General features: G+C 69.4%; 9 protein-coding genes. 8 read left to right on the forward strand and 1 reads right to left on the reverse strand.

What is annotated here, in order from left to right:
* Nucleotides 1-66: 66 nt before the first annotated feature.
* From dnaE to AOP78_RS08495, 3 genes are all read left to right on the forward strand, one after another.
* Nucleotides 67-3,606, forward strand: coding sequence for a DNA polymerase III subunit alpha (gene dnaE / locus AOP78_RS08485; RefSeq protein ID WP_062203151.1), 3,540 nt, complete (start codon nucleotides 67-69; stop codon nucleotides 3,604-3,606).
* Between the two features lie 103 nt (nucleotides 3,607-3,709).
* Entirely contained in the window at nucleotides 3,710-5,032 is a 1,323-nt protein-coding gene (gene hisD / locus AOP78_RS08490) for a histidinol dehydrogenase (protein WP_062203154.1), read from the forward strand.
* Nucleotides 5,033-5,191: 159 nt separating this feature from the next.
* A complete protein-coding gene (locus AOP78_RS08495; RefSeq protein ID WP_152659465.1) occupies nucleotides 5,192-6,835 on the forward strand; it encodes an Rv1352/Rv1906c domain-containing protein in 1,644 nt (547 codons plus the stop codon).
* 100 nt (nucleotides 6,836-6,935) lie between these two features.
* On the opposite strand, the gene AOP78_RS08500 is transcribed toward AOP78_RS08495, so the two are convergent.
* Nucleotides 6,936-9,110, reverse strand: a complete 2,175-nt coding sequence (locus AOP78_RS08500; RefSeq protein WP_062203158.1) for a RecQ family ATP-dependent DNA helicase — start codon at nucleotides 9,108-9,110, stop codon at nucleotides 6,936-6,938.
* Between the two features lie 190 nt (nucleotides 9,111-9,300).
* Here AOP78_RS08500 and AOP78_RS08505 point away from each other — a divergent pair, with 190 nt between their 5' ends.
* The 5 genes from AOP78_RS08505 to hisH all read left to right on the forward strand — a co-directional run bounded on the left by AOP78_RS08505 (nucleotide 9,301) and on the right by hisH (nucleotide 13,482).
* Entirely contained in the window at nucleotides 9,301-10,575 is a 1,275-nt protein-coding gene (locus AOP78_RS08505) for an Nramp family divalent metal transporter (RefSeq protein ID WP_062203160.1), read from the forward strand.
* Between the two features lie 30 nt (nucleotides 10,576-10,605).
* Nucleotides 10,606-11,700 (forward strand): histidinol-phosphate transaminase, encoded by a 1,095-nt coding sequence (locus AOP78_RS08510; protein WP_062203162.1) that lies wholly within the window; start codon nucleotides 10,606-10,608, stop codon nucleotides 11,698-11,700.
* On the forward strand, nucleotides 11,697-12,299 hold the full coding sequence (hisB, locus tag AOP78_RS08515; protein ID WP_062203164.1) for an imidazoleglycerol-phosphate dehydratase HisB: 603 nt from the start codon (nucleotides 11,697-11,699) through the stop codon (nucleotides 12,297-12,299). The genes AOP78_RS08510 and hisB overlap by 4 nt, the downstream gene beginning before the upstream one ends.
* Nucleotides 12,299-12,757 (forward strand): hypothetical protein, encoded by a 459-nt coding sequence (locus AOP78_RS08520; protein ID WP_062203166.1) that lies wholly within the window; start codon nucleotides 12,299-12,301, stop codon nucleotides 12,755-12,757. Before hisB ends, AOP78_RS08520 begins: the two co-directional genes overlap by 1 nt.
* Before the next feature lie 68 nt (nucleotides 12,758-12,825).
* On the forward strand, nucleotides 12,826-13,482 hold the full coding sequence (hisH, locus tag AOP78_RS08525; RefSeq protein ID WP_062203167.1) for an imidazole glycerol phosphate synthase subunit HisH: 657 nt from the start codon (nucleotides 12,826-12,828) through the stop codon (nucleotides 13,480-13,482).
* Nucleotides 13,483-13,522 lie beyond the last annotated feature (40 nt).

The raw sequence follows: 13,522 nt of genomic DNA on the forward strand, positions 1-13,522 counted from the left end.
TCCGCCACATCGTCGGGCCGCGAGTCTCGCCGATCCGTGTCGGTGGTGGGTCCTAGAATCAACCCCATGCCGGGCAAGGAATTCACTCATCTGCACGTCCACACCGAGTACTCCATGCTGGACGGCGCCGCCCGCATCGGCGACCTCATGACAGAGGTCAAGAGCCTGAATCAGAACGCGATCGCGATCACCGACCACGGCTACCTGTTCGGCGCGTACGAGTTCTGGAACAAGGCGACGGCCGCGGGAGTGAAGCCCATCATCGGCCTCGAGGCGTACCTCACGCCCGGCACGGCTCGCGCCGACAGGACGCGTGTGCGCTGGGGCGAACGCGGTCAGGAATCCGACGACGTCTCGGCCGGTGGTGCGTACACGCACGCCACCATGTGGGCCGAGACCACCGAGGGCATGCACAATCTGTTCCGCATGGGCTCGTACGCGAGCCTCGAGGGGCACTTCCACAAGGCCCGCATCGACCGCGACCTGCTCCAGCGCTACGCCAAGGGCATCATCGCGACCACCGGCTGCCCGTCCGGCGAGGTCCAGACCCGGCTGCGCCTCGGTCAGTACGAGGAGGCCGTCAAGGCCGCCGCGGAGTTCCAGGACATCTTCGGCAAGGACAGCTACTTCGTCGAACTCATGGACCACAACCTGTCCATCGAGAAGCGCGTGTACGAGGACCTCATCCGCGTGGCGAAGGCCATCGGCGCCCCTCTCGTCGCGACCAACGACCTGCACTACGTGCGCAAGGAGGACGCGCACGCGCATGAGGCGCTCCTGTGCATCCAGTCGGGCTCGAACCTCAACGAGCCCACGTACGACCAGGGCGGCAAGCGCTTCGCGTTCTCCGGGGACGGCTACTACGTCAAGTCCTCGGAGGAGATGTGGGACCTGTGGGGCGACGCGCACCCCGATGCGCTCACGAACACCATGGCGATCGCCGAGCGCTGCGAGGTGCAGTTCGACACGAAGGCCGACTACATGCCCGTGTTCGACTGCCCGCCGGGTGAGGACGAGCACTCGTGGTTCGTCAAGGAGGTCCAGAAGGGGCTGCACCTGCGCTACGGCGAGACCATCCCGTCGGAGGTGCAGGAGCGCGCCAACTTCGAGATCGAGGTCATCGCGGGCAAGGGCTACCCGGGCTACTTCCTGGTCGTCGCCGACTTCATCCAGTGGGCCAAGGACCACGGGATCCGCGTCGGCCCCGGTCGTGGCTCTGGCGCTGGTTCCATGGCCGCGTACGCGATGAAGATCACCGACATCGATCCGCTCGTCCACCAGCTGTACTTCGAGCGCTTCCTCAACCCGGAGCGCGAGTCCAAGCCCGACTTCGATGTGGACTTCGACGAGCGCCGTCGCGCCGAGGTCATCCGCTACGTGTCGGACAAGTACGGCGAGGACCGGGTGTCGATGATCGTCACCTACGGCACCATCAAGGCCAAGCAGGCGCTCAAGGACGGCGCCCGCGTCCTCGGCAAGCCCTACGCCGTCGGCGAGCAGCTCACCAAGGCGTACCCCGACGCCATCATGGGCAAGGACATGCCGCTCGGGGCCGTGAACGACGAGAGCCACAAGCAGTACCACGAGGCCGCGGACTTCCGAGCGCTGCTCGAGACCGATCCCGAGGCGCGCGAGGTCATGGACCTCGCGCGGGGACTCGAGGGTCTGAAGCGCCAGTGGGGCGTCCACGCCGCCGGCGTCATCATGTCGTCGGATCCCCTGATCGACATCATCCCGATCATGCGTCGCGAGCAGGACGGCGCGGTCATCACGCAGTTCGACTACCCGACGTGCGAGACGCTGGGCCTGGTCAAGATGGACTTCCTGGGCCTCAGGAACCTCACGATCCTGGACGACGCGCTCGACAACATCGTCGACAACGGCAAGGAGCCCCTGGTCCTCGAGGACCTCCCGCTCGCGGACGACGAGACGTTCAAGCTCCTCCAGAGCGGCGACACGCTCGGCGTGTTCCAGCTCGACGGTCTTGCGATGCGCTCGCTCCTGCGTCAGATGCGTCCCGACACGTTCGAGGACATCTCCGCCGTGCTCGCGCTGTACCGCCCGGGCCCGATGGGAATGAACTCCCACACGAACTACGCCGAGCGCAAGAACGGCCGGCAGCAGATCGCGCCGATCCACCCCGAGCTCGACGAGCCGCTCAAGGAGGTCCTCGGGATCACCTACGGCCTCATCGTGTACCAGGAGCAGGTGCAGCGCATCGCGCAGATCGTCGCGGGCTACACGCTGGGCGCGGCAGACCTGCTGCGCCGCGCGATGGGAAAGAAGAAGAAGGAGATCCTCGACAAGGAGTTCGAGCCCTTCAAGAACGGCGCCCTCGAGCGCGGCTACTCGATCGAGGCGATCAACGCGCTGTGGGAGACGATGCTCCCGTTCGCCGACTACGCGTTCAACAAGGCGCACACCGCCGCGTACGGCGTCCTCTCCTTCTGGACCGCGTACTTGAAGGCGCACTACCCGACGGAGTACATGGCGGCGCTGCTGACCTCGGTCGGCACGGACAAGGACAAGTCGGCCCTGTACCTGGCTGAATGCCGTCGCATGGGCATCAGCGTGCTCACCCCCGACGTGAACGAGTCGCGCGCATTCTTCTCCGCCGTCGGCTCCGACATCCGCTTCGGCATGGCCGCGGTGCGCAACGTCGGCGCGAACGTCGTCGCGGAGATCGTCAAGGCACGCGAGGAGAAGGGCCGCTTCACGTCGTTCTCCGACTTCCTCGACAAGGTGCCCGCGTCGGTGTGCAACAAGCGCACGATCGACTCGCTCATCAAGGCCGGCGCGTTCGACTCGCTCGGCCACACGCGCCGCTCGCTGAACGCGATCCACGAGCAGGCCATCGAGTCCGTCGTCGGCGTCAAGCGCCAGGAGGCGACCGGCCAGTTCGACCTCTTCGGCATGGACGAGGAGCTCGGCGGCGGCGTCACGGTGTCCGTGCCCGACATCGAGGAGTGGGACAAGAAGACCCTGCTCAACCTCGAGCGCGACATGCTCGGCCTGTACGTGTCGGACCACCCGCTGTCGGGGCTCGAGAACGTGCTGCGCTCGGAGGCCTCGCACCAGATCCTCGCGGCGACGCCCGCGAACGGCGTCTCGGACGGCGATCAGGTCACCTTCGCGGGCCTGCTCACGCGCGTCGACCGACGCATCGCGAAGTCCGGCAACGCGTACGCGATCGTCACGCTCGAGGACATGACCGGCGAGACGGAGATCTCGTTCTTCGGCAAGACGTACGAGACCTACGCCCGCGACCTCGCGGACGACGCGGTGATCGTCATCAAGGCGCGTTCGCGCGAGCGCGGCGACGGCGGCATGCAGTTCTCCGCGGTCGAGCTGCGCGTGCCGAACCTGAACGTCCAGGACAACTCGCCGGTGATCATCACGCTGCCCGCGGCACGGGCGACGCCTCCCGTGGTCGAGGAGGTGAGGTCGATCCTCACCTCTCACCCCGGCGGCATCGAGGTGAAGCTCGTGCTCACGGGTTCGGGCGACCCGGTGACGGTCTCGGTGGATGACAAGTTCCGCGTGACCCGGTCAAGCGCGCTGTACGGCGATCTCAAGGCGGCGCTCGGTCCGGCCTGCCTCGCCTGATGCGACCTCTCTCACCGGTCCGCGCATCTGGCGGGTGAGTCGGTGTCGGCGTGCGGGGACCTCGGGGCCGGGCGGGCCCTGTGCTCGCCACTAGGCTGACCTCATGCTCAGCCGTATCGACCTGCGTGACCGCGATCTCACCGCCCGCGAGCTGCTCGAGGTGGTTCCCCGTGCGGAGGTGGACGTCGCCGCCGCGCTCCAGACCGTCCTGCCGATCCTCGCCGACGTGCGCGAGCGCGGCGAGTACGCGCTGCGCGAGTACGGCGAGCGCTTCGACGGCGCTGTGCCCGAGTCGCTGAGGGTCCCTGCGGCCGAGATCGAGGCGGCGCTCGAGACCCTTGACCCCGCGGTCCGCGCCGGACTCGAGGAGGCGATCACGCGCGTGCGCGCCTTCCACGTCGCTACCGTGCCGCCGCCCGTGCGGGTCGAGCTGGCCGACGGCGCGACCGTGTCGCAGCGGTGGATCCCCGTCGGCCGCGTCGGGCTGTACGTGCCTGGCGGCCTCGCGGTGTACCCGAGCTCGGTCGTCATGAACGTGGTCGCGGCGCAGGCCGCGGGCGTCACCCAGATCGCCGTCACCAGCCCGCCCCAGCGCGAGTTCGGCGGTTCGGTCCACCCCACGATCCTCGCCGCGTGCGCGCTGCTCGGGGTCGACGAGGTCTACGCGGTGGGCGGAGCCCAGGCCATCGGGATGCTCGCCTACGGCGCGGCGGCGTCTGACGGTGGCACGCTATGCGAGCCCGTCGACGTCATCACGGGTCCGGGCAACGTGTACGTCGCCGCCGCGAAGCGCGCGGTGAACGGCACCGTGGGCATCGACTCCGAGGCGGGACCGACCGAGATCGCGGTCGTCGCGGACGACTCCGCCGACGCCGACTTCGTCGCCGCCGATCTGCTGAGCCAGGCGGAGCACGACCCGATGGCGGGCTCGGTCCTCATCACGGACGATGCGGATCTTGCCGATCGCGTCGAGCATGCGCTTCTCGCGCGGGCCGATGCGACCAAGCACGTGGCGCGCACCAAGGAGGCGCTGACCGGTGTCCAGTCGGCGATCATCCTGACGTCGAGCCTCGAGCAGTCGATCCAGGTGGCCGACGCGTACGGCGCTGAGCACCTCGAGATCCACACGCGCGACGCGGCCGAGGTGGCGGGACGGATCCGCAACGCGGGTGCGATCTTCGTCGGCGCGTACAGCCCTGTCCCGCTCGGCGACTACCTCGCAGGGTCGAACCACGTGCTGCCCACGGGCGGCACCGCGCGGTTCTCCTCGGGCCTCAACGTCGTGAGCTTCCTCAAGGCGGTGTCGGTCATCGAGTACGACGCGGACGCGCTCGCCGCGGTGGGGCACAAGGTGATCGCGCTCGCGAACGCCGAGGACCTGCCGGCCCACGGGGAGGCGATCGCCGCGCGCCTCGAGCGCCGCTGAACCGCCGCCTTTTTGCGGCGGTCCCACTTCGAACGCCACATCGGAACCATCGTTATCACTTTGTAATGCGTCTGCGCGGACTTGCCCGCCACAAAGGTTGGGAAATGCGGAAGTATCTCTCGCAATGCTGGGCTGGCCGGCAGGAGTTGAGGGGGATCGATGTTCTCGTATGGGAGTGCGCTGCGTCGTGCTCGTCGCGGCGCCGTGATGGTTGCGGCGGCTTTGGTCGCAGCGTTCACGGTGGGTCTTGGCGCGCAGGCGGTGGCGTCTGAGCCGGTGGTGTTCACGGCTGAGGTCGGTGGCGTGGTGCAGGTGGGGCGCACGCTGACCGCGGTGACTGACAACGTGGACGCGACGTATGACTATCAGTGGCGGGTCGGCGGCGTGGTCGTCGATGCTGACGAGTCGTATGACGTGGTCGCGTCAGATGTGGGCAAGACGCTGGTGCTGGTGGTGACGGCGCGTCAGGATGGCTTCGTCGAGGCGACTGTGAAGACCGCTGGGCTGACCGTGAAGCGCGGGACGTTCGCGTCCTTCACGCCGAAGATCACCGGCAAGCGGGTCGTCGGTCAGACTCTTGACACGACGGTCCCGGACAAGGGGAAGGTGTCGATCGCGTGGCTGCGTGATGGGAAGGCGATCTCGGGGGCGACGGGTCAGCGGTACCGGCTGCGGTCGGCCGACGCGGGTCACCGCATCTCGGTGAAGATCGTGCAGCGTGCGTCGGGCTATGTCACGAAGAGGACCGTGTCGCCGTCCACGTCGAGGGTGAAGAGGGCGTTCGCTTCGACGGCGGAGCCGAGCATCGTGGGCATCGCGCGGGTGGGCAAGGTCCTCCGGGCCGAGGCTGGTGAGTGGTCTCCCGACGTGACGACGTTCACCTACCAGTGGTACCGCGATGGGGTCGCGATCGGCGGTGCGACCAAGGCCGAGCGCAGGCTCGGTCTGAAGGATCTCGGCCACACGATCACGGTGAAGGTCACGGGGCGCAAGGCCGGCTACCGCGCGGAGTCCAGGATGTCCGTCGCGACAGCGAAGGTGCGCAAGGGGATCATCAGTCTGAAGGCGGCGACGATCTCGGGGACGCTCAAGGTGGGCAGACGTCTGTCGGTGGATCTGGGGACCGTTCAGCCGTCGGGCGTGACGACCACCTACCAGTGGTATCGAAATCTCAAGCCCATCGAGGGGGCGACAGGATCCACCTACAGGCTCAAGAATGCCGATGAGGATCGGCGCATCACGGTCAAGGTGCGGTACGCCAAGACGGGCTACGTGACCAGGGCGAAGATGTCGGTGGGGGTGGCGGATATCGAGCCGCGCAACCAGGTGATGCGAGGCAATGGAGTGTGGAAGGTGGGGACGGATGTTCGGCCTGGCCTCTATTACACCGCGTCCTCGACAGACTCCTGCTATTGGGCGCGTCTGACCGACGCTTCGGGCTCGCAGGGATCGCTCATCGGCGATGACATCGGCAGCGGGCACAGGATGATCCGGATCAAGGCGAGCGACGAGTATGTCTACACGGAGGGGTGCGGCGGCTGGATCCGCGACGATGGCACCGGGCGAGAGAAGCCTTATCTTCCCGGCGACGGCTGGTTCAGCATCGGATCCGATGTGCAGACGGGCACGTACGTGTCGACGGACAACGACCAGTGCTACATCGCGTTCATGGACACGCCGACCGGCGAGTGGGCGGACATCCTCGCGAGCTACGTTCTTGACGGCACGATCTCGATGATTCTTCAGGAGGGCGACGGCGTCGTCGAGGTGCAGGGCTGCAATCCGTGGAAGAAGGTCGGCTGACACCTTCGCGTGGAGAGGAGGGGCATCGCTGGCGGGCGGTGCCCCTCCTTCCGTCTCATGGACGGCTCGATGCGACACCGCGCCCGCAGCGCCGCTGCGGTCACCGCACCCCGAGCACGAACGGAAGCACCTCGTCCGCACCGGCAAGCCGGAGCGCGCGAGCCGCGACGGTGAGCGTCCAGCCGGAGTCGGTCTGGTCGTCGACGAGCAGCACCCGAGCGCCCGAGAGCTGAGTGCCCCAGACGTGAGTGTCCGAGACCTGAGCGTCCGGCGCGGGCTCCCACCTCAGACGCTTCGCCACGGCCGCGAGCCTTTGAGCCGAGTTCACGTCGTGCCGCGTCGGCTCCTCGTGACCCGGCGCGGGTGCGATGCTCCCGAGCATGGGCACGCCGAGGTAGCGCGCCAGTCCAGGGGCGAGATGGCTCATCAGAGTGGGGCGCGTCGCTGAGGCGACGCCGACCACCCCGTCGATGCGCCCGCGCTCGGGCCATTCATCGAGCACCTGCACCGCGGCGTGCCGCAGCGGCACCGGCAGCTCGGCGTCGAGCGGGGCCCCGTCCTCGGATCGCGCCGCAAAGAGATCGCGCAGCATCCCGGACCAGCCGAGGCCGTCGAGCCTGGCGATCGCCCGCGCGGTCGAGGCGCGCTCGCCATCGGGGATCTTCCCTCGCAGGTCGATTCCGAGCGTGTCCATCCCGCTCGGCCACTGGCGACGGGGCACGATCTCGACGCCGACCGTGCTGAGCGCCTCCTGCGCGCGGGTGACGGACTCGGCGCTGGGCGCGTCGGGCAGCACCACCCCGCCGCATCCGTCGCAACGCCCGCACCTCCAGCCGTCCTCGAGGTCGGGATCGTCGAGCACCCGGCGCAGGAACGCCATCCGGCACCCGTCCGTGCGTTGGTACTCGAGCATCGTCCGCTGCTCCGCCTCGCGCGTCGCGGCGACCTTCGCGTAGCGCTCGGCGTCGTATCGCCAGGGCTCACCCGTGGCGAGCCAGCCGCCCTGGACGCGGCGCACCGCACCGTCGACGTCGAGCACCTTGAGCATCGCCTCGAGCCGCGATCTGCTGAGGTCCACGGCCGTCTCGAGCGCGGGGACGCTCGTGGGGCGCTCGCGGTCGAGCGCGGCGAGGGTCGCGCGCACGGTGTCCTCGGGAGGGAAGGCCTGCGAGCCGAACCACTCCCAGATGGCGCGGTCCTCACGCCCGGGCAGGAGCGCGACGACCGCTCGCGAGACCCCGCGCCCGGCGCGCCCCACCTGCTGGTAGTACGCGATCGGCGACGACGGCGCCCCGAGGTGCACGACGAACGCAAGGTCGGGCTTGTCGAAGCCCATCCCCAGAGCGGAGGTCGCGACGAGCGCCTTGACGCGGTTGTCCTTGAGGTCCTGCTCGAGTCGTTCGCGCTCTGCTGGATCCGTGCGACCCGTGTAGGCGCCGACCTCGAGTCCCGCCGCGCGGAGCTGGGACGCGACCTCTTCGGCAGCCGAGACGGTGAGGCAGTAGACGATGCCCGAGCCCTCGAGCGAGCCGAGCGACTGCGCGAGCCACGCGACTCGCGCGGCCGGGTCGGGAAGGTCGAGCACCGCGAGGTGGAGCGACTCGCGGTCCAGCGCCCCGCGCAGCACGAGCACCTCCGCCGATGCCGAGTCTCCCGTGATCCCGAGCTGCTCGGCGACGTCGCCGGTCACCCTCTCGTTGGCGGTCGCGGTCGTGGCCAGCACGGGGATGCCGGTCGGCAGGTCCGCGAGGAGGGTGCGGATGCGCCGGTAGTCGGGGCGGAAGTCGTGTCCCCAGTCGGAGATGCAGTGCGCCTCGTCGATCACGACGAGCCCGGCGTCGGCCGCGAGCCTCGGCAGCACGGCGTCCCGGAACTGCGGGTTGTTGAGCCGCTCGGGCGAGCACAACAGCACGTCGACCTCGCCCGCGGCGATCGCGTCGTGCACGGCCTCCCACTCGGTGACGTTGGACGAGTTGATGGTGACGGCGTGGATCCCCGCCCGCGAGGCCGCCGCGATCTGGTCGCGCATGAGGGCGAGCAGGGGAGAGACGATGATGGTGGGCCCCGCTCCGGCGTCGCGCAGCAGCCTGGTCGCGACGAAGTACACGGCAGACTTGCCCCACCCCGTGCGCTGGACCACGAGGGCGCGCGAGCGGCGCGCCACGAGCGCCTCGATCGCCGTCCACTGGTCGGCGCGCAGCGACGCGTCCTCGCGGCCGACGAGCGTGCGCAGCGCGGCCTCGGCCGCGTTCCTCATGGTGAGCGTCTCGGTCATGCCGACGAGCCTAGGCCGGGGGTCCGACACGAACCGCCAGGCACCCACGCGGACGTGCGGAATCCCGTCCCGGCATGTCGCGCCGGGCATGGCGCACGCGCGTATAGTCTTGGCGTTCTAGGAAAGTTCGCCTAGGCGAACTTCGGATGCTGGGCGGCCCCGGCATCGTCCCCGTAGGAAGGCGGTCGTCATGACCAGCACGCTGACCCCCAGCGACGAGGGCCAGGACACGCGACGACGCGGCTCGGTCCGGCGCGTCTCCACGCTCCTCGGGCCCGCCTTCGTCGCCGCGATCGCCTACGTCGACCCCGGCAACGTCGCCGCGAACCTCACCGCGGGTGCGGAGTACGGCTACCTGCTCATGTGGGTGCTCGTCGTGTCCAACACGATGGCGGTCCTCGTCCAGTACTCCTCGGCCAAGCTCGGCCTCGTCACCGGCCGCAGCCTGCCGGAGCTGCTGGGCGAGCGGATGGGCCGCGGCACGCGGATCACGTACTGGGCACAGGCGGAGATCGTCGCCGCCGCGACGGACCTGGCCGAGGTGATCGGCGGAGCGATCGCGCTGTACCTGCTGTTCGACATCCCTTTGGTGCTGGGTGGGCTCATCGTCGGCATCGTCTCGCTCGGCCTGCTGCGCGTGCAGTCGAACCAGGGTCAGCGGCCGTTCGAGTTCGTCATCATGGGGCTGCTCGCGATCATCGCGGTGGGATTCCTCGTCGGGCTGTTCTTCACCGACACGCACTGGGGACAGGCGGCCGAGGGCCTCGTGCCCCGCTTCGACGGCCCGCCCACGGTCCTCCTGGCGGCGTCGATGCTCGGCGCGACCGTCATGCCCCACGCGATCTACCTGCACAGCTCGCTCTCGCGCGACCGGCACGGCTCGGGCCACGGGCACTCCCGCCTCAAGGAGCTCCTCCACGCGACCAAGTGGGACGTGGGCCTGAGCCTGATCATCGCCGGCGGGGTGAACATCGGCATGCTGATGCTCGCGGCGGGCGCTCTGCGCGGGGTCGACGGCACGGACTCGATCGAGGGCGCCTACGCCGCGATCGACAACGCGCTCGGCCCTGCGATCGCCGCGATCTTCGGCGTCGGCCTGCTCGCCTCGGGCCTTGCCTCGACCTCGGTCGGCTGCTACGCGGGAGCGTCCATCATGGGCGGTCTCATCCACCGCAGGATCCCGATGATCGTGCGCCGCTCGATCACCCTGGTCCCCGCGCTCGTGATCCTCGGCAGCGGAGTCAGCCCGACGTGGGCGCTCGTGATCTCGCAGGTCGTGCTGAGCGTGGGAATCCCGTTCGCGCTCGTCCCGCTCGTGCGCCTCATCTCGGATCGCGAGCTCATGGGGATGCACGTCGCCGGCACCGCGACGAAGGTCGTCGCCTGGACCGTCGTCGCGGCGATCGTCTCGCTCAACGCGGTCCTCCTGGTGCTGACGGTCACGGGAGACGTGGGCGTCGGCTGACGCCTGCCACCCACCACTAGACTCGGCGGCATGACTCTGCCGCTCCGCCCGGACCTCGCGGGCCTCAAGCCATACGGCGCTCCGCAGCTGGACGTGGACGCGCGGCTCAACGTCAACGAGAACCCCTACCTGCCTCCGGACTCGGTCGTCGACGCGATCACGACCGCGGTGCGCAAGGCCTCGTACGGCCTCAACCGCTATCCGGACCGCGATGCGGAGTGCCTGCGCAGGGACCTCGCCGGATACCTCGCGTCGGAGTCCGACGCGGACTTCCTGCGTGCCGAGAACATCTGGGCGGCCAACGGCTCCAACGAGATCATGCTCCACCTGCACCAGGCCTTCGGCGGCCCGGGGCGCAAGGTCCTGAGCTTCGCTCCGACCTACTCGATGTACCCCGAGTACGCGCGCGACACCCTGACCGAGTACGTGACGTTCCCGCGCTCGGATGACTTCACCCTGGACGTCGACGCTGCCGTCGCCGCGATCGCCGAGGTCCAGCCGTCCATGGTCATCGTCGCGAGCCCCAACAACCCCACGGGCACGGCGCTGCCGCTCGACCACACGGTCGCGCTGCTCGAGGCGGCGGACAAGGTCGACTCCGGCTGCCTCGTCGTGGTCGACGAGGCCTACGCGGAGTTCCGCCACGTCGGCGTGCCGAGCGCGCTGAGCCTCCTTCCGACCCAGCCGAACCTCGTGGTGAGCCGCACCATGTCCAAGGCGTTCGCGATGGCGGGCGGACGCCTGGGCTACCTCGCCGCATCCCCCGCCATCGTCGACGCGCTGCAGATCGTGCGCCTGCCGTACCACCTGAGCGCCGTGACGCAGGCGACGGCCAGGGCCGCGCTCGCGCACGCCCGCGAGCTCCAGGCGCAGGTCGCGGAGATCCGCGCCGAGCGGGACGACACCGTCGCCTGGCTCAAGGCGCAGGGCTACACGGTCGCGGACACGGACGCGAACTTCGCGCTGTTCGGTCCGTTCGAGGACCGCCAGGCAGTTTTCGAGGGACTTCTGGAGCGCGGGGTGCTGATCCGCGTCACGGGTCCCGAGGGTTGGTTGCGCGTGTCGATCGGCACGCCGCAGGAGATGGCGCTGTTCCGCAGCGCGCTGTTGGAGGTCACCGCATGAGCCGCACTGGACGCATCGAGCGCGCCACGAGCGAGTCGCAGGTGCTCGTCGAGCTGGATCTCGACGGGACCGGCGTCACGGACATCGACACGGGCGTCGGCTTCTACGACCACATGCTCACCGCGCTCGGCAAGCACTCGCTCATGAACCTCACGGTCAAGGCGACGGGCGACCTGCACATCGACTCGCACCACACCGTCGAGGACGTCGCGATCTGCATCGGAGAGGCCCTGCGTGAGGCGCTCGGCGACAAGAAGGGCATCTCCCGCTTCGGCGACGCCCTCGTGCCGCTCGACGAGGCCCTGGCCCAGTGCGTCGTCGACGTCTCCGGGCGTCCCTACTTCGTCCACACGGGCGAGCCCGTCGGCCAGGCCACGCACCTCATCGGCGGCAACTTCGCGGGATCGCTGACGGCGCACGCCCTCGAGTCGATCGCGCACCACGCGGGGATCTGCGTCCACATGCGCGTGCTCGCCGGCCGCGACCCGCATCACATCGTCGAGGCGCAGTTCAAGGCGCTCGCCCGCGCGCTGCGCGCCGCGGTGACCGAGGACCCGCGCATCGCCGGCATCATCCCGTCCACCAAGGGTGCGCTGTAGTGGCGGATGCCGAGATCCTCGCGGTCTTCACACCGGTCGGGGATCAGCGGGTGCTCGCCGCGGTCATGGCGATGGGCGGCTGCAAGGGCCGCGTGATCCTCACCTCCGGTGGCGCCTTCGGCGTCCTGGACGATGCGTCCGACGCCATGGCCGCCAAGGTCGGCCAGGTCGTGTCGAACTTCGTCAAGACGATGCCGGTCGTCGTGCTCGACCGCAAGGCCGGCCAGATCACGGCGATCGAGTGGAGGGCGGGGGAGCGCGGTCAGGCGCTGCCCCCCGGCCTCGCGCTCGACAACGCCCCGGGCGTCGTCCTGTCGGTCATGTCGGGCGCGCAGGACTTCGACGAGGTCGCGGCGCTGCACGAGGACAAGGTGTCCGGCGCGCGCATGTCGAAGTGGAAGGCCTTCCGCTCGCTGCGCGCGGTCGCGAAGGAGACGAAGGCGCGGCTCGAGCCGTAGCGCCCAGGCGCCACCTGGTCGCCGCAGGCCCGGCATCTGCGACCCCGCCCGCCACTAGACTTGCGCGGGTGAGCACCCCCACCGTCTGCGTCTTCGATTACGGCTTCGGCAACGTCCGCTCTGCGACCAGGGCGCTCGAGCACGTGGGCGCCGAGGTCCAGCTGACCGCCGACCGTGACGTCGCGATGAACGCCGACGGACTCATCGTCCCTGGTGTGGGCGCGTTCGCGGCCGTCATGGAGGGGCTCAAGGAGGCGCGCGGGGATCAGATCGTCGGCCGCCGCCTTGCTGGCGGGCGCCCGGTGATGGGCATCTGCGTGGGGCTCCAGGTGATGTTCTCGAAGGGCGTCGAGCACGGCGTCGAGTCGGAGGGCCTGGACCAGTGGCCCGGCACCGTCGAGCTGCTCCAGGTGCCCGTGGTGCCCAACATGGGGTGGGCGAAGGTCGAGCCTCCCGAGGGCTCGGTGCTGTTCGACGGGATCGCCGACGAGCGCTTCTACTTCGTGCACTCCTACGGCGCGCGCGAGTTCCCGCTCGGGACCACGGAGGACACCGGCCGCTTCCGCGCACCGCTCGTGACGTGGTCCGAGGCGGGCACCGTCGAGCAGCCCGACCGCTTCGTCGCCGCGGTGGAGAACGGCGCGCTCATGGCGACGCAGTTCCACCCCGAGAAGTCCGGTGAGGCCGGCCTCGCGCTGCTGCGCAACTGGGTCGAGTCCCTCTAGGACTATTCCGCTCCGCGCCGACGTCGATTACCGTGGATCG

Origin of the sequence: Demequina salsinemoris, assembly GCF_000974805.1 — a bacterium.
GTDB lineage: Bacteria > Actinomycetota > Actinomycetes > Actinomycetales > Demequinaceae > Demequina > Demequina salsinemoris.